At 45.5% G+C, this 19,497-nt stretch carries 21 protein-coding genes; 16 read left to right on the top strand and 5 right to left on the bottom strand.

Annotation, left to right across the window (positions count from 1 at the left end; translation table 11 throughout):
* The first annotated feature begins 48 nt into the window (after nt 1-48).
* From AC5W14_RS13700 to AC5W14_RS13710, 3 genes are all read left to right on the top strand, one after another.
* Nucleotides 49-1,215, top strand: a complete 1,167-nt coding sequence (locus AC5W14_RS13700) for an FtsW/RodA/SpoVE family cell cycle protein (RefSeq protein WP_496194766.1) — start codon at nt 49-51, stop codon at nt 1,213-1,215.
* Between the two features lie 129 nt (nt 1,216-1,344).
* Nucleotides 1,345-1,743, top strand: a complete 399-nt coding sequence (locus AC5W14_RS13705; protein WP_496194767.1) for a DoxX family protein — start codon at nt 1,345-1,347, stop codon at nt 1,741-1,743.
* 203 nt (nt 1,744-1,946) lie between these two features.
* Nucleotides 1,947-2,504: a TVP38/TMEM64 family protein gene (locus AC5W14_RS13710; protein WP_496194768.1), complete on the top strand. Its 558-nt coding sequence runs from the start codon at nt 1,947-1,949 to the stop codon at nt 2,502-2,504.
* Nucleotides 2,505-2,552: 48 nt separating this feature from the next.
* Here AC5W14_RS13710 and AC5W14_RS13715 read toward each other — a convergent pair whose 3' ends face one another.
* From AC5W14_RS13715 to AC5W14_RS13725, 3 genes are all read right to left on the bottom strand, one after another.
* Nucleotides 2,553-3,410 (bottom strand): YihY/virulence factor BrkB family protein, encoded by an 858-nt coding sequence (locus AC5W14_RS13715; RefSeq protein ID WP_496058102.1) that lies wholly within the window; start codon nt 3,408-3,410, stop codon nt 2,553-2,555.
* Between the two features lie 55 nt (nt 3,411-3,465).
* A complete protein-coding gene (locus AC5W14_RS13720; protein ID WP_496058101.1) occupies nt 3,466-3,885 on the bottom strand; it encodes a DUF948 domain-containing protein in 420 nt (139 codons plus the stop codon).
* Between the two features lie 150 nt (nt 3,886-4,035).
* Nucleotides 4,036-4,413, bottom strand: coding sequence for a thiol-disulfide oxidoreductase DCC family protein (locus AC5W14_RS13725; protein WP_496194769.1), 378 nt, complete (start codon nt 4,411-4,413; stop codon nt 4,036-4,038).
* A 330-nt stretch (nt 4,414-4,743) separates the two neighbouring features.
* Here AC5W14_RS13725 and AC5W14_RS13730 point away from each other — a divergent pair, with 330 nt between their 5' ends.
* From AC5W14_RS13730 to bioB, 3 genes are all read left to right on the top strand, one after another.
* Nucleotides 4,744-5,985 (top strand): dicarboxylate/amino acid:cation symporter, encoded by a 1,242-nt coding sequence (locus AC5W14_RS13730; RefSeq protein ID WP_496194770.1) that lies wholly within the window; start codon nt 4,744-4,746, stop codon nt 5,983-5,985.
* 130 nt (nt 5,986-6,115) lie between these two features.
* Nucleotides 6,116-6,715: a biotin transporter BioY gene (locus AC5W14_RS13735; RefSeq protein ID WP_496194771.1), complete on the top strand. Its 600-nt coding sequence runs from the start codon at nt 6,116-6,118 to the stop codon at nt 6,713-6,715.
* A 14-nt stretch (nt 6,716-6,729) separates the two neighbouring features.
* The gene (gene bioB / locus AC5W14_RS13740) at nt 6,730-7,725 is read left to right on the top strand and encodes a biotin synthase BioB (RefSeq protein WP_496194844.1); all 996 of its coding nucleotides are present in this window, start codon (nt 6,730-6,732) and stop codon (nt 7,723-7,725) included.
* Nucleotides 7,726-7,762: 37 nt separating this feature from the next.
* Here the strand turns inward: bioB and AC5W14_RS13745 are convergent, their stop codons facing one another.
* A complete protein-coding gene (locus tag AC5W14_RS13745) occupies nt 7,763-8,779 on the bottom strand; it encodes a peptidoglycan-binding protein (protein ID WP_496194772.1) in 1,017 nt (338 codons plus the stop codon).
* A gap of 305 nt (nt 8,780-9,084) precedes the next feature.
* On the opposite strand from AC5W14_RS13745, the gene AC5W14_RS13750 reads away from it, so the two are divergent.
* The 6 genes from AC5W14_RS13750 to AC5W14_RS13775 all read left to right on the top strand — a co-directional run bounded on the left by AC5W14_RS13750 (nt 9,085) and on the right by AC5W14_RS13775 (nt 14,395).
* A complete protein-coding gene (locus AC5W14_RS13750; RefSeq protein ID WP_496058093.1) occupies nt 9,085-9,414 on the top strand; it encodes a hypothetical protein in 330 nt (109 codons plus the stop codon).
* Between the two features lie 150 nt (nt 9,415-9,564).
* Nucleotides 9,565-11,052 carry a nickel ABC transporter substrate-binding protein gene (gene nikA / locus AC5W14_RS13755; RefSeq protein ID WP_496194773.1) on the top strand — a complete coding sequence of 496 codons (1,488 nt, stop codon included), beginning with the start codon at nt 9,565-9,567 and terminating at the stop codon, nt 11,050-11,052.
* Nucleotides 11,049-11,987 (top strand): nickel ABC transporter permease, encoded by a 939-nt coding sequence (gene nikB / locus AC5W14_RS13760; protein WP_496058091.1) that lies wholly within the window; start codon nt 11,049-11,051, stop codon nt 11,985-11,987. Before nikA ends, nikB begins: the two co-directional genes overlap by 4 nt.
* Entirely contained in the window at nt 11,987-12,826 is an 840-nt protein-coding gene (locus AC5W14_RS13765; protein WP_496194774.1) for an ABC transporter permease, read from the top strand. Before nikB ends, AC5W14_RS13765 begins: the two co-directional genes overlap by 1 nt.
* Complete coding sequence (locus tag AC5W14_RS13770; RefSeq protein WP_496194845.1) at nt 12,819-13,604, top strand: ATP-binding cassette domain-containing protein; 786 nt, start codon at nt 12,819-12,821, stop codon at nt 13,602-13,604. Before AC5W14_RS13765 ends, AC5W14_RS13770 begins: the two co-directional genes overlap by 8 nt.
* Nucleotides 13,601-14,395, top strand: coding sequence for an ABC transporter ATP-binding protein (locus AC5W14_RS13775; protein ID WP_496194775.1), 795 nt, complete (start codon nt 13,601-13,603; stop codon nt 14,393-14,395). The genes AC5W14_RS13770 and AC5W14_RS13775 overlap by 4 nt, the downstream gene beginning before the upstream one ends.
* Before the next feature lie 60 nt (nt 14,396-14,455).
* On the opposite strand, the gene AC5W14_RS13780 is transcribed toward AC5W14_RS13775, so the two are convergent.
* Nucleotides 14,456-15,553, bottom strand: coding sequence for a 5-methyltetrahydropteroyltriglutamate--homocysteine S-methyltransferase (locus AC5W14_RS13780; protein WP_496194776.1), 1,098 nt, complete (start codon nt 15,551-15,553; stop codon nt 14,456-14,458).
* 459 nt (nt 15,554-16,012) lie between these two features.
* On the opposite strand from AC5W14_RS13780, the gene AC5W14_RS13785 reads away from it, so the two are divergent.
* The 4 genes from AC5W14_RS13785 to AC5W14_RS13800 all read left to right on the top strand — a co-directional run bounded on the left by AC5W14_RS13785 (nt 16,013) and on the right by AC5W14_RS13800 (nt 19,494).
* Nucleotides 16,013-16,237, top strand: coding sequence for a hypothetical protein (locus AC5W14_RS13785; protein ID WP_496058087.1), 225 nt, complete (start codon nt 16,013-16,015; stop codon nt 16,235-16,237).
* Nucleotides 16,238-16,327: 90 nt separating this feature from the next.
* Nucleotides 16,328-18,040: an acyl-CoA dehydrogenase family protein gene (locus AC5W14_RS13790; protein ID WP_496194777.1), complete on the top strand. Its 1,713-nt coding sequence runs from the start codon at nt 16,328-16,330 to the stop codon at nt 18,038-18,040.
* Nucleotides 18,041-18,305: 265 nt separating this feature from the next.
* Nucleotides 18,306-18,995, top strand: coding sequence for a Na-translocating system protein MpsC family protein (locus AC5W14_RS13795; RefSeq protein ID WP_496194778.1), 690 nt, complete (start codon nt 18,306-18,308; stop codon nt 18,993-18,995).
* A 79-nt stretch (nt 18,996-19,074) separates the two neighbouring features.
* On the top strand, nt 19,075-19,494 hold the full coding sequence (locus AC5W14_RS13800) for a gamma-glutamylcyclotransferase family protein (RefSeq protein WP_496194779.1): 420 nt from the start codon (nt 19,075-19,077) through the stop codon (nt 19,492-19,494).
* Nucleotides 19,495-19,497 lie beyond the last annotated feature (3 nt).

A 19,497-nucleotide genomic window follows, 5' to 3' on the forward strand; every position in this document is an offset into this window, starting at 1 on the left:
CGCTCGTAAAATAAAAGAGGCATAAAAATGAACGTACCAGGGGGTCACATGAAAGCAAAACCAGTTGAACGTTATGATGTGAATATGTGGTTTTTATTGTTTTTATTTGGTGTCTTCAGCTGCCTGGCTATTTTTACAGCCCAGGAGATGGCGCAGTATGAAAATAATTTCATGATAAGGCAGGCCGTTTTTTTTCTGCTCGCTTTTGCGATTACCTTTGTTGTCCAGCATATTGATTTTGAATACTACTTAAAAATGTCCTGGGTACTGTATGGGTTTGGATTATTTCTTCTCATCGTCCTATTATTTGCGCCGGAAAGTATTGCACCAACCATTAACGGGGCTAAACGCTGGTTTACGCTGCCCGTTGTCGGTAATTTTCAGCCTTCTGAATTAATGAAAATATTCGTTATTTTGTTATTAAGTACAATTATCTATAATCATAACCGTATGTACCAGGAACGTACGATTCAAACGGACTGGAAGCTGTTCGGTAAAATGGCTATGGTGGTTATTCCTCCGGTTCTTATTCTCACCCAGCAGCCGGATATGGGAATGATCATGATGACAGGGGCTATTTTTGCGGCGCTTCTTATTGTATCTGGTATAACGTACAAAATTCTCATACTATTATTTGGAATCCCGATACTTGGAATGGCTTTGTTTTTATTCGCCTTCTTCCGATTTCCGGGCGTAGTCGAAACGGTTTTGTTTGCTAATTTATCTGATTATCAGGTGAGCCGCTTTTACGGCTGGCTGAATCCATTTGAATATGTGGATGAAGGATTTCAGGCAGCACGCGCTATTTCCTTAATAGGAACAGGCGGCCTTACAGGAAGCAACGAAAATATCTATCTGCCTGAGGCGCATACCGATTTTATTTTCGCTGTTATCAGTCATAATGCCGGATTTCTTGGAGGCGCACTGCTGCTTATTTTATATTTTGTTCTGCTTTATCTCATCATCATGATTGCCTTTAGATGCCACCACACCTACGGCACATTAATATGTGTAGGCATTGTTGGAATGCTTGCATTTCAGGTGTTTCAAAATATCGGAATGAACGTTGGTTTTCTTCCTGTGACCGGGTTTACGCTGCCCTTTATCAGTTATGGAGGCAGTTCTCTTGTTACGACTATGCTGGCAGTAGGCATTGCCCTGAGCGTCCGATTTCATAGTAAGCAGTTTATGTTTTCAAGCAGCGATTCGGAATAAAAAAGAAGACTTATAATTCAAGAGGTTTTTACACTTGGCTGTGTTACCCACAGTAAGGATGGCATTTCGCACCTTCATTTACTGAAGGTGTTTTTGTTACGGAAGCAAAAAAAGGAGAGAAAAGTAGAGATGATGAATTTTTTTCGTATTTTCTTTTTATGCAGTATTCGGCTGGTACTGGGATTAGTTATGATTGCTGCCGGAGTGGAAAAGGTTTGGGATATCAGTACATACTTAAACGTGTTTGATACCTCCCCGTTGTTTTCTTCCGCTGCCCATCTGACAGCTATTATTGAAATGCTCGCGGGATTAATGATTATTGCTGGTTTCTTTATTAGAAGCTCCGCTGTTTTTCTGCTTCTGCCATTGTTTATCGCTTTGTTAATTATCCCTTATCACCCGGGCTGGTTTATTAGCGACTACACCCAGGTGGCTGTACTATTTGTGCTCTGCTTCGTACTGATTGGTGTAAAAAAACATCCGTTTGCGATACCCATCGTCATATCGCCGGATCCCTTATCTTCGTAAAAAAATATGGGCCGTGTGCTTGTTGAGGAATACATAAGAATCAAAAAAGAGCTGCTGTTGGAGCGGCTTTCTTTTTTGGAAAAAATACGGGCGGAGCGCCCGAGGGAATGTGATATAGTAGAGAAACGTGATTTTACGAACGGTTGAACCTTTGCCGAACAATGACTGCTTTAAAAATATTCTATGAGAGAGGAGGGTATTTGTTGGATTCTCTACATGGCTCTATACAATCTATTATTGAAGAAGCCGGGTGGCTGGCGCCTATTTTATTTATTCTTCTTCACCTGATAAGACCGATGTTATTTATACCGGTGCTGCTCTTATGTATGGCAGGCGGCGTGTTCTTCGGATTTCTTTACGGGACACTGTATTCGGTGATTGGCTTATCTTTATCAAGCCTTATCTTTTACAAGCTGATCCATGTTTTTCCGAGCCTTCACCGTAAGATTACTTCATTGAAAGAGAAACTGATCGGAGACAGGAAAGTAACCGTCGGACAGGTTATGGTCCTCCGTCTGCTTCCGTTTATGCATTTTTATTTGTTATCCCTCTACTTAATAGAAATGACAAAGTCTTTAAAAGAATATATGTACTATTCTACAGCCGGTATCCTGCTGCCCTCCATTATTTACACTGCTTTTGGCCGGGCCATAACGGAAATGCCCTGGTACCTCTCTGTTCTTATGGCAGCATTTCTGCTCGTTGTATATAAATTGTTCGGAAAAAGCCGGGAGCCGGAGCCGGAAGGATCAAGTATTTAAAAAAACCGGGAGGCCCTGTACAGGACTTCCCGGTTTTTTGCTGGGCATTTATACAATTCCTTTAGGAAAGCCATCTTTCTCGGCTTTCTCGCGTATTTTTCTACGATGGATAATAACGTTAATTTCCGCGCCTACCATGAGAATAATACCAATCAGGTAGAACCACAGCATTAACACAATAATACCGCCGAGGCTTCCGTACGTCGCGGAATAATTGGCGAAGTTGCTGACATAAAAAGAAAAGCCTAAGGAAATGACCTGCCAGAGCACCGCCGTTATTAAAGCGCCGGGAAGAATTTCCTTGAAAGGATACGTTTTGTTTGGGGCAAAATGATATAGTGCCGACAATACAATAATCATGGCTGCAATACTAATCACCCAGCGCAGAATTTGAAATAAAATGGCTGTCTGTGTCGGAAGATTTACTACTGAATTAATAAAATCAATAATGACGTTACCAAAAATAGGAAGAACCAAAGCGATCACAACAGCTAGAATCATTCCAATAGTAAGGGCAAGAGACATCAGTCTTACTTTAATAAATGATCTCGTTTCCTCCACGTCATACGCCTGATTGGAAGCCTGGATAAAGGCGTTAACACCATTGGAGGCAGACCAGAGTGTTCCAATGATACCAATACCGAGAAGACCGCCCTGCGGTGTTGTAACGAGACTTACAATGTTTTCTTCAAAAATAGCGGCCATTTCGCCGGGGATTACATTTTCTACTACTTCCATTGCTCGATCCGGTGCAATATTAAAATAAGGAAGAAGCGACAGCAGCAGAATCATCAGCGGTACAATAGCAAGAAGATAATAATAGGCCTGGGCAGCACCGAGCAGGGTGACGTTATCTTTTTTGAATTCCTGGCCAAGTTCTTTCGCATATCCTTTTAGTTTGTTCATATAGGCCTCCTTTCCGAATGGTTCACATTATGTAAAAAAGAAAGAAAATAGTACGCTATTTTCTTTCTTTTTTCGTTGCAAACTTGGAATACAAATCAATTGCTGTATTGCCCCAGTCAAGCATTCGGTTTACTTCGTAAGAGTAAGAAGCTTTTGCTTCCTCTTCAACCATATTGGTCGTACGTACATTGTGCTGCAGGGAACGCAGCGACGGTTTTGTTTCTTTAAAAGAATCAAGCAGAACCTGTACAGATTGCTTTTTGTATTCAATATCTTCATTGATAAGCTCTGTCTTCTGCTGAATTCCCTCCGCTTTATCAGTTAATGATTCAATACGTGATTGAATCCGACCACTGACGGTATTGAGTTCTTTGATCGTACTTGTCGTGTTTTTGAAAATTTTAATAGCATAAATAGCAAGAAACACAATTGCCAGTACAACGATAGCGATACTGACATATAAAAGCCATATCATTAACTTCACCTCCTTTCTGTTGTTTACCCTGATTTGAAAGCTTTTAAAACGGTATTCTGTTTATCACTCTATATAGAATGTATAATAGCGTAGATAGAAAAGAGTAAAACATATAAACACCTTCGGGGTTTAAGCCTCGAAGGCGTTTTTTTATTCATTAATCCGGGGCGGGTCATATTGTCCAAACCACTTAAATCTGCTTTTGGAAACGTATAAATAGAGCGGCGAGCCCACTTTATCTATAAGGGGTAGATACAGGAGAGCTCCTGGAACCCTTACTCCGGGGAGTTCTATTAATAGGCGGCGGATAGCATAAAATCCTTTCATCACTACACCCTGGCTGGTTAGCATATGAATTTCTTCGTAAATGTTTCTGCCCTGCAGATAAGGATAAGCATCCGGTTCCTGTTCTGCCGTTTGGGCTGCGATCCAGCGCAGCTTGTTATTTTTATCCAGTTTATTTAAATTTTTCTTTAAATGATAACAGAGCGGGCAGGAAGCGTCATAAAAGACGAAATGCTGTGTCATGCCGGTTCATCTCCTTTTTCTTCTCATTCACTACTTCCGTTGAAAATAAACCCGCTCCCTCTTATGAGTCCCTTGGCAGAAAATTTTATTGTTATAGTAAAGAGATTATCTGCCAGGAAATTTATCTTATACATCGGAATAATGAAATAAATCCTGAAAAAGAACGGATATTTTTATGCAAACAGTATATAATACATGTATATTCTTCTTTTTTTCAACAGTTCTTTTTAAGATGAGAAAATCCATTCATACGCTGGGAAAGAGAAAGAATAAATGAAACACTTTCATTATACCGACATATTATATTGTAAAAGGAGGTTGCATGAAACCATGCAGAATTTAACAAGAAACATATTAATTGCACTTGTTCTCGGACTAATTGTAGGTCTTGCCTTAAACTACGTACCGGATAATGTGTTTAGTACTATTGATACTTATATTTTGACCCCGGTCGGCCAGATTTTCCTTAACCTGATTACGATGCTCGTTGTTCCGATTGTATTTATCTCTATCGCTTTAGGAACAGCCAGTCTGAAAGATCCCGTTCAGCTGGGCAGAATTGGTACTAAGACCATTACGTTCTACATTACGACAACGGTTATTGCCTTGTTGATCGGTCTTTCTTTAGCTTATCTTATCCAGCCGGGACAGGCCGGAATATTCGATACAGCAGCTGCTGAGTATGAACCGGAAGCCGCTCCACCGATTATGGATACACTTTTGAATATTATTCCAAGCAATCCTGTGGAAGCGATGGCTAACGCAGAAATGCTTCAAATTATTGCTGTTGCCCTATTCCTTGGAATCGCCCTGGCACGCCTTGGCGATAAGACAGCAGGCATTCAAAAGTTACTCGAACAGGGTAACGATGTAATGATGTTCCTTGTTAATATCGTAATGTACACAGCACCGTTTGGTGCGTTTGCTTTAATTGCGTCCGCTCTTGGAGACGCAGGAATTGATGGACTTCAGTCTATGGGCATGTACATGCTCACTGTTATTGGGGCATTGATACTTCATGCAGCCATTACGTACAGCATAGCTATTGCGTGGCTTGGGAAAACAAACCCGCTTACGTTCTTCAAAAACTTCTTCCCGGCTATGACCGTGGCGTTTAGTTTGTCCAGTTCAAGTGGTGCCCTGCCGATTTCGATGAAAACGGCGCAGGAAAATCTGGGAGTCAGTAAACCTGTCAGCAGTTTCGTCCAGCCGCTCGGTGCCACCATCAACATGGATGGCACGGCCATTATGCAGGCAGTAGCTACCATCTTTATTGCTCAGGTATACGGCGTGGAATTAGGCGTCTCCCAATTGGTAATGGTCGTTCTTACGGCTACGCTGGCTAGTATTGGAACCGCCGGTGTGCCGGGTGTTGGCCTGATTATGCTCTCGCTGGTCCTTCAGCAGGTAGGTCTGCCGGTCGAAGGTATTGCCTTGATCCTTGGTGTAGACAGACTGCTTGATATGCTTCGTACAGCCTTGAATATTACAGGTGATGCTACATGTGCCTACGTAGTAGATAGAGGAGAAAAAGCAAAAGAAGGAAAAGCCACCGGGCTGCCTGAATCATAATAAATAAAAAGAACAGCCGTTTGGTGCGGCTGTTCTTTTTTGTATATATTGTAAACCTTTTATAATAATAGGTTTACAATACATATTCATTTTGTATATACTAAGACATATTGAATAGGGAGGAAAGAAAATGATTGTTCGTTCACATTTACATGGAATGATTTTAGCATCTTTTTTTGCAGCGATGATGATGATTGGAGCCAATATTACATCGATGGTGCCATTTTTAGTAATTGGAGGGGTGCCAATCACCCTGCAGACAGCCGTAAGTGTGTCTGCCGGTTTATTCTTAGGAAAAAAATACGGGGCGCTTGCGATTGTTATTTACGTATTGATTGGACTGGCAGGTATGCCTGTATTCGCTCAATGGTCCGGAGGCATTGGTACCATTTTCTCACCTACATTTGGATTTATACTATCTTATATTGCAACAGCGTACATAGTCGGAAAGCTGACCGAGCATAACCGGACGTTTAAACGGTTGGCTGCGGCCGCTCTATTGGGTACAGCGGTCAACTATCTTATTGGCACAAACTGGATGTATATGGCTTACATGCTTTGGTTTGCTGCCCCGGAAGCGTTTTCTTATTGGATGGCCTGGGCCTGGATGATGGTGCCGCTGCCTAAAGATATTGTATTGGCCTTTCTCGCCGCCTGGTTCAGCCTGCGGGTCTACCATTCAATGTATGCGAAAAAGCGGATGCCTTCCACAAAAGGCGGAGTCGCTTAGTGGGAATTTCCTGGATGGGACGGGCGGACCGAATTATAAAGGACCGCGACCAGCTGACAAGAAAAGAGGCGCTCGCATTTTTACAGGAAGACGATACAGAAATACTGGGCCAGCTGAATGCAGCTTATCAAATTCGTTATTACTATTACAAAAATGAAGTAAAGCTCAACTCTTTAATTAATATCAAATCAGGGCTCTGCCCGGAAAACTGCGGGTACTGCTCTCAATCCAAAGACTCGGCCGCGGTTATTCCTAAATACAAAATACGGTCTAAAGAAGAAATCGTGGAAGGCGCCAGAGAGGCAGATGCCAGAGGAGCCGGGACTTATTGTATTGTAGCAAGCGGCAGGGGACCGGCTAAAAAAGAACTGACTGTTGTGATGGAAGCGGTGCAGGAAATTAAAGCGACGACCGGCCTGAAGCTTTGCGCCTGTCTCGGCCTTTTGGAAACAGAGCAGGCCGAGGCGCTTCATACGTCCGGCGTGGACCGGTATAACCACAATATTAATACGTCCAGCCGCTTTCATGAAAATGTCGTAACCACTCATACCTTTAAAGATCGTACAGATACCATTCAGGCGGTAAAACAGGCTGGGATATCTCCGTGCTCCGGTATTATCGCAGGAATGGGGGAAACAGAAGAAGACATAGTAGACATGCTGTTCTCCTTAAGAGACATCGATGCCGATTCTGTACCGATTAATTTTTTGCATGCTATCGATGGGACGGCTTTCGAAGGCAGGGATCTGCTGACTCCCTTGCGCTGTCTACAGATAGCGGCTCTCGCCCGGTTTATCCTTCCTGCTAAAGAAATCCGTATTGCCGGCGGGCGTGAGGAGAAGCTTCGTTCCCTGCAGCCGATGGCTTTATATGCGGCCAATTCTGTATTTCTCGGTGATTACTTGACGACAAAAGGCCAGGAATGGGAAAAAGACATCGCTTTTATTAAAGATGCAGGTTTTACGGTTGAAGCTTCCGCATACAACAGAAGTGCAGAAATGTATTCATAAAAAAAGCCATCCGCCGCGGATGGCTTTTTTGCGTTATTTAAAAGGAAATGTACTTTCTAGGGTTAACGACGTTTGATTTGCTGACGTTCCAGCTGCCTTCGTGAATTTCAAAATGCAGGTGCGGACCGGAAGAACGGCCGGTGCTGCCCATAATTCCGATCGACTGGCCCTGACGGACGCTTTGGCCGGCGGATACATTGAATGATTTCAAATGGGCATACAGCGTATTAAAATGTCTGCCGCCAATCGTGTGGGAAACAATAACTGTATTTCCGTATCCAGTCATAAATCTTGCAGACGTTACGGTTCCGGAAGCAGAAGCTGCAATGCTTACATTTGAACGATTGCCTTGAGCTACATCAATTCCATGATGAGAAGAACCGTTCCTTGACCCGAACTCTGAGCTGATTCTGCCGCTTGCCGGTACAATGAATCCGCTGGAAGCAGGAGCAGGTGCCTTAGTACTGGAAACCTGTGTGCTGTTTCCGGAAGAAGAGGCTCTTATATTGCCTTTAAGGGCGTTGAACGTTCTTGCGCCGGCTACCCCGTCAACGGAAAGCTTAGCGGCTGATTGAAATGAGCGGACCGCGCTTGTAGTGCGGGCACCGAATACCCCGTCAGCGGTTCCGCTGTTAAAACCTTTGCTGTTCAACGACTGCTGAAGGGTCTTTACGTCATTTCCACGGCTGCCCTGACGAAGCACTCTGGATAAAGCGCTGCTGCTCGTGGAAGCGGCAGGAGCCTTTGTTACATTAGACGAAGAAGAACCGGAAGAAACTTTCATTTTGCTGAATGTTTGTGGACCGGCAATGCCGTCAGCACCTATTCCTGCACTTCTCTGATAGGATTTTAAAGCATTCCCCGTTTGGGCACCGAATATTCCATCGGCTGCGCCGGCCTGAAAGCCTTTGGAACTGAGCCATTGCTGCAGCTCAGACACATCAGAATGCCTCATTCCCTGTCGAAGGGTCTGGTCTCCGAGAGCGGCATCAGCCATAGTCGGGGTGAAAAGTAGAATCGCAGCGAGCATCGTAGATATGGCTATTTTCTTCATTGTATCTTGCGTTACGCTGCATCATGATAGGTGTCAGTGAAAATTAGTATGTATGCTCATGCGAAACTCAGCTTTCTAACGCAATGTTCACCTCCAGAGTAATTTTGTATATGTTGAGTATATAGGGGACTTAAGTCTTAAACAATAGGTCGGATACATATGTTATGAAAATGTAACAATGTGTGAAAAAATGGTACTTGTGTGAAAATGTGTGTAACTGTGAAAGAAGGAACAAATCGTAACCACTTTGAATAAGGAATTTTCAGATAAAAAAATGATACGATACTAAAAAAGGAGGAATATTTATGGAACATCATACGCACGATAATCATTCTCACAAACACAGCCTTGCCTGCGGTCATACGAAGATAAAGCATAACGGCCATGTAGACTATCTGCACGGCAGCCACCTTCATCACGGACACGAAGACCACTGGGATGAGTGTAAAATAGAAGTGACAGAAGAAAACCCGTCAGAGTGTGTACAGGTTGAATCGCCGTGTGATCATAATGAAGACTGCGGCCATGAATTAATTCCCCACGGTGACCATTACGACTATCTGGTTGACGGCAGGCTGCATCACAAACATGACGACCATGTGGATGATCACGGTCCTGTAGAAGTGATTGGATAACGAAAGCGTAAGCCTTCCTGGAAAACCCGGGAAGGCTTTTTTGTATAAAAAATGTTTCTGCTTGACGAATAGTAATGATTACGATTTAATTAATGGGATGTACATGATAAAATGCACTATATACATAGACAGCTGAGAGGGGTAAGTGACGTGAAAAAATGGCCGGTTTACTTAGCCGTTTCAAGCCTTGTGCTTTCTGCCTGCCAGGCTCCGGGAGCAGATGAACAGAAGTCTGAGTCCTCTGTTACCTTTGCTTTTCATTACCCTACCGAAGTATTGAACCCGGCAGTGGATGCCAACTATACGTCTGTACGGATGGGGATAGCAGAAACGCTTGCCTATACTGGAGAAGAAGGCATCGAGCCGTGGCTTGCAGAATCATGGGAAGACACTGGAAATAACACATGGACCTTTCAAATAAAAGAAGATATTACCTTTCAGGACGGCACAGCGCTGGATGCGGAAGCAGTCAGGGCTTCTTTAGAAGAAACAATAGAGCAGAGCCCGGCAATGCAGGAAGCGCTTGGCATTTCTTCAATGGAAGCAGAAGGGCAGGAGCTTACCATCACGACAGAAGAAACCAATCATTTTCTTCCTTCAGAACTTGTTCATCCAAACACAGCTATTTTTAAAGAGGAAGAGGACGTTATAGGGACAGGACCTTTTGAAGTGGAATCGTTCCGGGCCAATCAAGATCTCGAATTAACCCGTTACGATGAGTATTGGGACGGGGCGGCGCAGGTGGAGGAAGCGACGGTTCTATTTAATGAAGATGCCAACTCGCGGATGGCCGCCCTTCGTTCAGGAGACGCTGACATTGTGTATAGACCGCCTGTAGAGGAAACAGAAGCTGCAGCAGAGGAGTTTCAGGTGAATACTGTATCAAGCCTCCGAACGCATCAGCTGCTCTACCAGATGGACAATCCTGCCCTGCAGGATGAAAACGTGAGAGAGGCGCTGGATATTCTGATTGACCGGGAAGCTGTTGTAGAAGCAATGAATGGAGAAGCGGAAGAAGCACTGGGGCCATTCCTCGAAGATTTCTCGTTTGCCGCAAATAAGGAAGAAAACGAAAACAGAATCGAAGAAGCTTCTGCCCTGCTGGAAGAGGCAGGTTATACTCTGGAAGACGGCAGAGTGGTAAAGGATGGAGAAGCGCTCGAATTTTCATTAGTCACGTATTCGGCAAGACCTGAACTTCCGATAGCGGCGCAGATTCTGCAGGACCTTGCGGAACAGGCCGGCATAACGATTGATATTCAATTAAATGAGCAGATTGATGATTACCTCATGTCGAACGATTCTTGGGATCTTGCTCTCTACAGCTATGTAACCGCACCAAGGGGAGACGCCGGCTACTTTTTAAATACAGCCTACACTGCTGACGGCGGACTTAATTTCGGAGGACTGGAGGACCCACAGCTGGCAGAGATCATTGACTCATTTAATGCGGAGTCGGATCCGGAAGCAAGAGATGGCTACGCCGTGGAAGCGACAGAGCTGATACTGGACAAACATTATCATTCCTTTATTGTCCATCCGTCTAACAGTGTTGCCATGCAGGAAAACATAACGGGATGGAAAACGAGCCCGAGTGAGTATTATATGCTGACAAATGAGGTCGGGGTGGAAGAATGAAAATAATCGGCAGACAGGCCGTCAGCTTTTTGCTTTTTCTATGGATCTTTTCAACGATCAGCTTTCTGCTGATTAATCTCGCACCGGGAGATCCGGCCTCTACTATTCTCCGCGCAGAAGACGTTGCAGTCACCCAGGAACAGCTCAATGAGGTGCGGCAGGATCTGGGAATGAATGACTCCATTTTTGAACAGTACACCACCTGGCTCGGCAGTTTTATTCTGCTCGACTGGGGGGCCTCTTATGTAACACAGGAGCCTGCCTTTACGATGATTATGAGGGCGCTTCCCGCCACCCTTTATATGAGCGCAGGAGCATTTTTGATTGCTGCCGTGATCGCTGTTCCAACCGGAGTAGCGGCCGCTCTTTCCCGGGGCTCCTGGATAGACAAATCTGCGAGGCTGCTTGCCGTGACAGGGGCTTCTGTGCCCAACTTTTTAATTGGGCTGATTTTGATTCAGCTTTTTGCAGTACAGCTGGGATGGCTTCCGGCGATTGGAGCCGGGACGTGGTGGCATCTGCTGCTGCCTTCTCTGACGCTTGGACTCGGAATGGCCTCCTTTTATATCAGGCTGATCCGTTCAAGTTTTCTGGAGGCATTGGAAGAGCCTTCACTTCGTGCGATATCCGCGCGCGGTATTTCAAGTCGGAAGCTGCGCTGGAAATATACGTTCCGGGCGGCCCTTGTTCCGGTGATTTCCGTGCTGGGAGTCAGCATAAGCAGCTTAATCGGCGGCACTGTTGTGATTGAAGTCGTCTTCGGCTACCCGGGAGCAGGCTCACTGATTGTCGATTCGATTACGAGACGGGATATCCCGGTCATTCAGGGCTATACGGTCCTGATGGCGGCCGCAGTTTCGCTGATTCAGTTAAGCAGTGATCTGCTGCTGAAATGGATAGCACCGGGGCGCAGAACAGAGGGGAGGACGTTTTAATGAAAAAAGCTCTTTCCTCCCGAATATACTTGTGGTTATTTCTTTTCGTTTTCTTTATTCTTATCCTTTCCTGGCTCTGGCCTGTCAGCAGTTCCACCGTGTCTGTACCGGATCGTCTCCAGGGCCCGTCAACCGCGCATTGGCTTGGCACCGACCAGCTTGGCAGGGACCTATTGGCCCGAATGCTCGAAGGCGCCTCCTATACGATCGGTTTCAGCCTACTCGCGATTCTTTTAAGTGTAGTTCTTGGTGTGCCGGCAGGGATACTTGCAGGAATAAAAGGCGGCTGGATGGACCGGCTGTTTACCCGTATCGGAGACTCTTTTCTGGCTTTTCCGGACTTTCTTTTGGCACTGTTGTTAAGTGCTGTTCTTGGACCCGGCCTTTTTAATGTCGTTATCGCGGTAGTGCTCGTTAAATGGATTCAATACAGCTACCTTGTAAGAGGAATAACCAGGGAAGTCACTCAGGGGCAGGCTGTACTTTTGTCTATTATCAATGGAAGCTCGACGGCCGCGATTATTAAAGCGCACGTGCTTCCTGCAGTACGAAGTCATCTTTTAGTCATGTCTACGACTGATGTAGGAAAAGTAATGCTTCTGATTGCTTCGCTTTCCTATATCGGACTTGGTGCCCAGCCGCCTTTACCGGAATGGGGCGCTATGCTCAATGAATCCAGAGCTTATTTTGCAGGTTCTCCAAGGCTGTTGATCATTCCGGGTCTTGCTGTTGTAGGAACAGCCTTGTTGTTTCAAAGTGCCGGGGATAAGTGGCGTGATAGTTTTTTGAAAGAAGAAACAGAAGCAAAGGAGGAGAAGGAGCGTGCTGGAAATGGATAAATTGACCGTTGCATCAGCTTCCCAGCAGCTGGTCAAACAGGTTTCCTTATCGGTTAAAAAAGGAGAGTGGCACGCTATCGCGGGTCCGAGTGGAGCCGGCAAAAGCCTGACGGCTCTGTCCGTATATCCGAATCTTCTTCCTTCTGCTTTGAGCATTTCTTCCGGGGCTGTCCTCTTTCAGGGGGAGGATTTAATCCAGTCTCCGGACAAGCTGCGCCGGCACATTGTCAGCCGTCATATGGCATATGTTTTTCAAGATGCACGCTCTTCCTTTTTTCCACTTCTTTCTATTTATAAACAGTGGGAGGACATCTTGAAAGTGCAGCGGCCCGGTCTGAAAAAGAAGGAGCGGCGCAAAAAGATGGAAGAGGCACTGGACGTCGTGCTGCTGCCGGCATCGATATTAAAGCAGTACCCGTCGGAGTTAAGCGGGGGACAGGTGCAGCGGGTTGCTTTAGCAGTCGCCTGGCTCACCAATCCTGCTTTGATTATTGCAGATGAGCCTACCTCGGCGCTGGACGTGTTAACATCGGCTCATATTATGGAGCTGTTTCAAACGCTGCAAAAAGAAAAAGGCTGTGCCATTCTAATGATTTCCCACGACTTAAGAGAAGTGCTTCGATTTGCCGACAAGGTTTCGATTATGGCCGAGGGCGAAATCGTAGAATCCGGCAGGCCTGACAGCGTGTTAACGACTCCAAAGCATGAAGTAACCCGCGGTCTCTGCCGGGCAGTGCCCGTGCTTCGTTCTTCCATTAGAAGGGAGGGAGCACAGTGAAACCGTTGTTTGAAATGAAAGATGTCTCCTATCACTACCCGAAAACAGAAAGCGGCGTCGAAGGGATAAGCTTTAAACTGTTTCCGGGAGAAACGATTGGTATAGCCGGGGAAAGTGGTTCGGGAAAAAGCACGCTCGTAAAACTGGCGCTGGGGCTGCTTCCAGCCGGGGAAGGGTCCATTACCTTGAAGGATATGTCGGTTCTATTCGCCGGAAAAGCTGAAAAAAGAAGGTTCCGCCGGCAGACACAGGCTGTTCTGCAGCATGATGTGCGCAGCTTTTTGCCCGGAAAAAATACGCTTCACACCCTGCTGGAACCAGTTCTTAATCTTCCTGAACGAGGAAAAGAATACACGAATGGCAGGGAACGGCACTTTGCCGAAGAATGGATGATACGGGTCGGTCTAGAGCCGGATATGCTGGACCGGAAGCCGGAAGCACTGTCCGGAGGGCAGCAGCAGAGAGTACACATTGCCAGAGCGCTCAGCATTAATCCGGCCTTTCTGCTGCTTGATGAGCCTACTTCTAATTTGGATACCGTGTCTCAGGCCGAGGTCCTGCATCTTTTGCAGCATGAAAGCGCTGATCCGGACCGGGGAGTACTCTGCATCAGCCATGATATAGCCGTCCTGCATCAGCTGGCAGACCGGATTCTTGTGATGAAAGAAGGACGGATCGTAGACGATTTTTATAAAAGTGAGACCTGGAGCCGGAACCGCCACAATTATACGAAGGCACTCATTCAGGCAAGCGAATGGGACGGTCTGAAAGAACAGGGGAAAACAGTATAGGCTGTTTTCTTTTTTGCATAGAAAACCCCCGGGTCCATATAGGATCGGGGGTTATTACTATTATTTCCAGATGTCGTTGGCAATGGTTACAACGTGCTCGAGCTTTTTCCATTGTTCGTCTTCAGTGAGTACGTTGCCTTCTTCGGTAGAAGCAAACCCGCACTGAGGGCTGAGGCAGAGCTGGTCACGGTTTACATACTGTGCTGCTTCCTCCACGCGTTTTTTTATGTTTTCGGCTTCTTCAAGCTCTCCGCTTTTAGAAGTGATTAATCCTAAAACGATTTTCACGTCGTCGCGGTTAATATAACGGAGCGGCTCAAAGCCTCCGGCCCGGTCGCTGTCGTATTCGAGGAAGAATCCGTCCACCATGACTTCTCCAAAAAGAATGTCGGCTACCGGCTCATAGCCGCCGGATGACACCCAGGTGGAGCGGAAGTTGCCGCGGCAGATATGCATCGTGATCGTCATGTCTTTGGGACGCTTGGCGATCGCGTCGTTAACAGCTTTGGCATAAAGTTTCGTAAGCGCCCGGTGATCCACGCCGGCTTCCTTCATGTTTGCAATTTGTTCTTCGGAGCATAAGTAGGCCCACGACGTATCGTCAAGCTGCAGGTAGCGGCAGCCGGCATCATAAAAGGCCTGAATTGCCTTCTGATAAGCTTTTGCCAGATCTTCCATCAGCTCTTCTTTCGTGCTGTAGACATTCTCATCCACTTCGGAACGGAAGTGAAGCATGTTAGGGCTTGGAATCGTCATTTTAGCCATCGTATCCCCTGTAATGCTCTGCAGGTATTTCACATCATCGATCATTGGATGGCTTGTGAAATCAAGCTTTCCGGTCACTTTAATGCCGTGGGATTTTGTTTTTACTCCTTGAAACTGAATGCCTTCTTTTGTTTCATATCCTTCGACACCATCGAGCTGTTCAAGGAAATCGAAGTGCCACCATGCCCGGCGGAATTCCCCATCTGTGACGGCCTTTAAGCCGATATCTTTCTGTTTCTGGACGATGCGCTTAATCTCCTTGTCTTCGACGGCGTGCAGTTCTTCTGCAGACAGGGAACCATTCTGGTACTTCTCCCTGGCTTCTTTCACCGCTTCTGTACGAAGAAGGCTTCCTACATGGTCGTATCGAAAAGGGGCTGCTTGATTTGTCATGATGTCTCTCCTTTGAATGGAAAATCAGATTATTCTATAAAGAATATGATGAGCGTATCAAATATGAAATAGGAAGTAAATGGAAAGCAGTGCAGACTTTTATTCGAAGCGAATGTCTTCTCCGATTAAAAAGGTTTTAATGAAAAAGCCGTTATGCTCTTCTTTAATCGACGCATCTCTTCCTCCTTAAGGAAACAGTATTTTCGTTACCATAAGGGTTGATGGTTTTATATAAAAGTCGGCTGCAAACACCATATTTCTTGGTTTACATTATACGCCCGACAACGGCGGAATTAGTATACTATTTAAAATAAATTAAAAAGGGAATATTTATATTAAAAAATATTAAATAATACCTGAATATTATCTTTTGCTGGTTTTATGTAGTAAAATAATAATGCCTGGAAATTGGAAAATATTAATAAAAGGAAGACATTCCCACACTTAAGGAGCTATTTAATGAAGTATATTGTAGACCATACGAAAAAAAGCTTTCATCGTACGGCGTTTGCTAAAGATGAATGCGGATTTCGGGAAACACCGATGGATGAAAGAGAAGGCACATATGATGATTCTTACTTAAAAAAATTGGAAAAAGAAGGCTATATAAAGTGTGAACACTGCTTTAAGCCGAGCTTCCAATATTTGAATTCCGTTTTACTTGGAAAACTTTTCAAAAAATAATGAACGGTTATTCACTCCCTTTATTTGTAAACGTTTTCTGATAAATAGTATAATAGATATATCATCAGAAAAACAATATGGAGGGGTACTATGACAACGAATCATCAAGCGCAGCTGCCCATTAATGCTTTTACCGATAAAACCCTGAATTGGGAACAAATAATGACCCCGGAAAAATTAACGGAAGACCAGCGTGCCTGGAAAAAGAAAACCGCCCAATTCGTAGAAGAAGAGGCCCGTCCTGTTCTTCCCCGGATCGAAAACCAGCAGTTCGAGCCTGTGTACGGCCTCATGAAAACACTCGGTTCGATGGGGCTGTTGGGCGCGTTTATTCCTGCGGAGCACGGCGGAACCGCTATTGATAAGGTGGCGTATACGGCCGTTATAGAAGAAATGGGAGGCGCGCGCTCGTTTTCGGTTTCTTACGGAGCGCAGGTTGGCATAGGGTCTCTTCCTATTGTTTATTATGGAACAGAAAAACAGAAAGCCGCCTACCTTCCGAAAATTGCCGCAGGAGATATGATTGGCTCCTACGGGTTAACAGAGCCCGGTGCCGGTACTGATATTGCAGCCGTGCAGACGACAGCAGAAGCATCGGAAGATGAGTCCATCTATACGCTCTCCGGAGAAAAACAGTGGATTACCAACTCTTCGTTTGCCTCTTACTTTATTATATTTGCCAAGATTGACGGCAAAAAGCCGACCGCTTTTATCGTAGACCGTGATTCAGAAGGTTTTACCGTTGGCAAAGAAGAAGACAAGATGGGAATAACCGGCTCTTCGACCTGCCCGCTTTACCTGGACAATGTAAAAGTTTCAAAAGAAGCGATTGTTGGAGAGATAGGCAAAGGCGCACGAATTGCCCTGAGTATTTTAAATCTGGGCCGTCAGAAAATTGCGGCAAGCTGCATTGGAGCTTCTAAACGGGCATTGCTGCTTTCAGCGGAACATGCCCAGACGCGTCGCCAGTTCGGCCATCCGCTGTCTGAAAAGAAAATGATCCAGAAAAAGCTGGCAGCGATGGCAGTCTGGACATTTGCTTCAGAAAGCATGGTCTACCGTACCGCAGGCGTTCTGCAGACGGGAACAGAAGCTGCAGAGAACGCCGGCATTCCGTTTGCCGATATTCTGAAAAACTTTGCCGTTGAGTGTTCCATTAATAAAATTTTTGCCTCAGAAGCATTAAGCGACATCGTTGATCACGGGGTACAGGTGCACGGCGGTCAGGGGTATATGAGAAAAAATGAAATAGAAACCTTGTACCGTGATTCACGCATCAACCGTATTTTCGAAGGAACGAACGAAATTAACCGCGTGGTAGTAGCTTCCATGCTGTTTGAAATGGCAGGGGAGCTGGCAGCTAAAAAAGAAACCGCCTCTACCGGCGAAGGCATCCTGAATACGGAAAGGTCCTATATGGAAAAGCTTCGGGAGCTGCTGGTGGAATTAGTAAAAGAAACAGCCGGCGTGTTTGAAGCACCGGAAGAAGAACAGGAACTGCTGGAATGTGTAGCGGAAACAGCTAAATCCGTCTATGTCATGGAAAGCGTCTGGAGCCGGGTGCAAAAGGACAGCTCACCGGACGGGCTGATGACCAAAATGGCCTCCGTCTATATGAATGAAGCGGTAGACCGGGTGCTTCCTCTTTTGAAAGAAGCAGCGGACTTTCTGGAGTCGGACAACATGCTTCAACAGATTAAACAGCTCGCTGCAGACAAGTCGGCTGAGGTCGATCACTCTATCGTATACAGAAGAAAAATAGCCGAAGCGGTGATCGAGCATCATGGCTATCCCCTCTCCTAGTAAGAGACATACAATAAAAATGTTGCAGAATGAAGCAAAATTTTGTAAAATCCAGGAGAACGGAAGATAAAAAGCTAACGTTTAAATAATCGCATTTACCTTGATGAATACAATACTAAATAATGCAATACCGCTGTTTTAACCAAAGACGGAAATGAACTGGAAAATAAGCCAGGCATAAGTCGAAAAGGAGAGTTCTCCTTTTCGGCTTTTTTTATGTTTGAGGAAGGCAGCTAACTACATTTCAATGAAAAGGACTGTCCTCATGAATAGAAAAGAACAGGAAAAAACAATAGCCAGCTATACGGGAAGGGTGCTGCGGGAGCAGTTTGGCAAAGGGCCGGAAGCCGTGTATGTAACGGTAGCACCTCCTTACGTCACGATTTATTTAAAAAAATTCCTTTCCCCGATTGAGAAAACGATAATGGAAGAAAAGCATGAACACAGCATATATCAGCTGAGAGACCATCTCATGACACGGGTGCTCCCGGACCTGCAGTTGTATATACATAAGATCACAGGGATTTACTTAAAAGATATTTATTACGACTGGGAATTTGCCAACCGCTCCGGCATTATTGCAGGCACCAGCTTTCATGCCGAGACTTTAAAAGAAAGGCAGCCGGACAGGGAAGAAGCCAACGTGCTCGATCTCGTTGCAGCCCATACAGAAGTGCAGCCGGAGCGGACAGCCTGCCAGAAGATCAATCACAGAACGTTTCTTGTCTACCGGGAGGAGTGCCTGCTTCAGGTTGAACTGGAGTTAATCCGGCTGGGCTGTGAAGAAATACTGGAGCGGGCAAAAAGGCAGGTGGAAAAAAGGCGCTTTTACACCTCAGAACCGTTTCTTTCTTTATTCGACGGGGGTGTGGAAGATGTATTTATAGGCTGGAACTTTGAAAAAAATACGAGCATCATTGTGATCGTGACAAACAATCACAAACCTTTTGTATAACAGAGGAAACAATCCCGGGACAGGAGCGGGGCAGAAAAATCTGTTATGATAAAATCACGATAAAAAAGGGGGAAGACCAATGATGGAACATCTTCCCGTTTTTGTTTACGGGACGCTCTGCAGCGGCCTTCACAACTATGAAAAATACTTAAAAGGCCACACAGAAAAGGAAGTACCGGCGGTGACAGCCGGAAAACTCCATGCCGCAGCGCACAATCAATATCCTTGTCTGCTGAAAGAAGGCGAACTTCCTATTGCGGGAGAACTGATGTATGTTCATGCCTCCCGCTACCGCGAAGTGATGAAGCATCTGGACCGGCTGGAGGGGTATGATGAACACGACCGGGAAAACAGCGACTACGTCCGGGAAAAAATAAACGTCGCGACAACAGAAGAAAAATGGGTGACGGCTTATATTTATTACTGGAATCAGCCGGATGATTTAGGCGTATGGATAGAAGAAGGCAGCTGGCGGAAGTATATAGCCGCAGATGCTTAGAAG

It is taken from the genome of Sinobaca sp. TMA16-18 (assembly GCF_059510535.1).

Excerpts from the sequence above, each read along its gene's own strand:
- AC5W14_RS13735 (WP_496194771.1), top strand. The coding sequence starts at position 6,116 with ATGATTGTTCGTTCACATTTACATGGAATGATTTTAGCATCTTTTTTT.
- bioB (WP_496194844.1), top strand. The coding sequence starts at position 6,730 with ATGGGACGGGCGGACCGAATTATAAAGGACCGCGACCAGCTGACAAGA.
- AC5W14_RS13800 (WP_496194779.1), top strand. The coding sequence starts at position 19,075 with ATGATGGAACATCTTCCCGTTTTTGTTTACGGGACGCTCTGCAGCGGC.
- AC5W14_RS13725 (WP_496194769.1), bottom strand. The coding sequence starts at position 4,413 with ATGACACAGCATTTCGTCTTTTATGACGCTTCCTGCCCGCTCTGTTAT.
- AC5W14_RS13750 (WP_496058093.1), top strand. The coding sequence starts at position 9,085 with ATGGAACATCATACGCACGATAATCATTCTCACAAACACAGCCTTGCC.
- AC5W14_RS13780 (WP_496194776.1), bottom strand. The coding sequence starts at position 15,553 with ATGACAAATCAAGCAGCCCCTTTTCGATACGACCATGTAGGAAGCCTT.
- AC5W14_RS13785 (WP_496058087.1), top strand. The coding sequence starts at position 16,013 with ATGAAGTATATTGTAGACCATACGAAAAAAAGCTTTCATCGTACGGCG.
- AC5W14_RS13790 (WP_496194777.1), top strand. The coding sequence starts at position 16,328 with ATGACAACGAATCATCAAGCGCAGCTGCCCATTAATGCTTTTACCGAT.
- AC5W14_RS13765 (WP_496194774.1), top strand. The coding sequence starts at position 11,987 with ATGAAAAAAGCTCTTTCCTCCCGAATATACTTGTGGTTATTTCTTTTC.
- AC5W14_RS13795 (WP_496194778.1), top strand. The coding sequence starts at position 18,306 with ATGAATAGAAAAGAACAGGAAAAAACAATAGCCAGCTATACGGGAAGG.
- AC5W14_RS13730 (WP_496194770.1), top strand. The coding sequence starts at position 4,744 with ATGCAGAATTTAACAAGAAACATATTAATTGCACTTGTTCTCGGACTA.
- AC5W14_RS13720 (WP_496058101.1), bottom strand. The coding sequence starts at position 3,885 with ATGATATGGCTTTTATATGTCAGTATCGCTATCGTTGTACTGGCAATT.
- AC5W14_RS13715 (WP_496058102.1), bottom strand. The coding sequence starts at position 3,410 with ATGAACAAACTAAAAGGATATGCGAAAGAACTTGGCCAGGAATTCAAA.
- AC5W14_RS13700 (WP_496194766.1), top strand. The coding sequence starts at position 49 with ATGAAAGCAAAACCAGTTGAACGTTATGATGTGAATATGTGGTTTTTA.
- AC5W14_RS13745 (WP_496194772.1), bottom strand. The coding sequence starts at position 8,779 with ATGAAGAAAATAGCCATATCTACGATGCTCGCTGCGATTCTACTTTTC.
- AC5W14_RS13770 (WP_496194845.1), top strand. The coding sequence starts at position 12,819 with ATGGATAAATTGACCGTTGCATCAGCTTCCCAGCAGCTGGTCAAACAG.
- AC5W14_RS13705 (WP_496194767.1), top strand. The coding sequence starts at position 1,345 with ATGATGAATTTTTTTCGTATTTTCTTTTTATGCAGTATTCGGCTGGTA.
- nikB (WP_496058091.1), top strand. The coding sequence starts at position 11,049 with ATGAAAATAATCGGCAGACAGGCCGTCAGCTTTTTGCTTTTTCTATGG.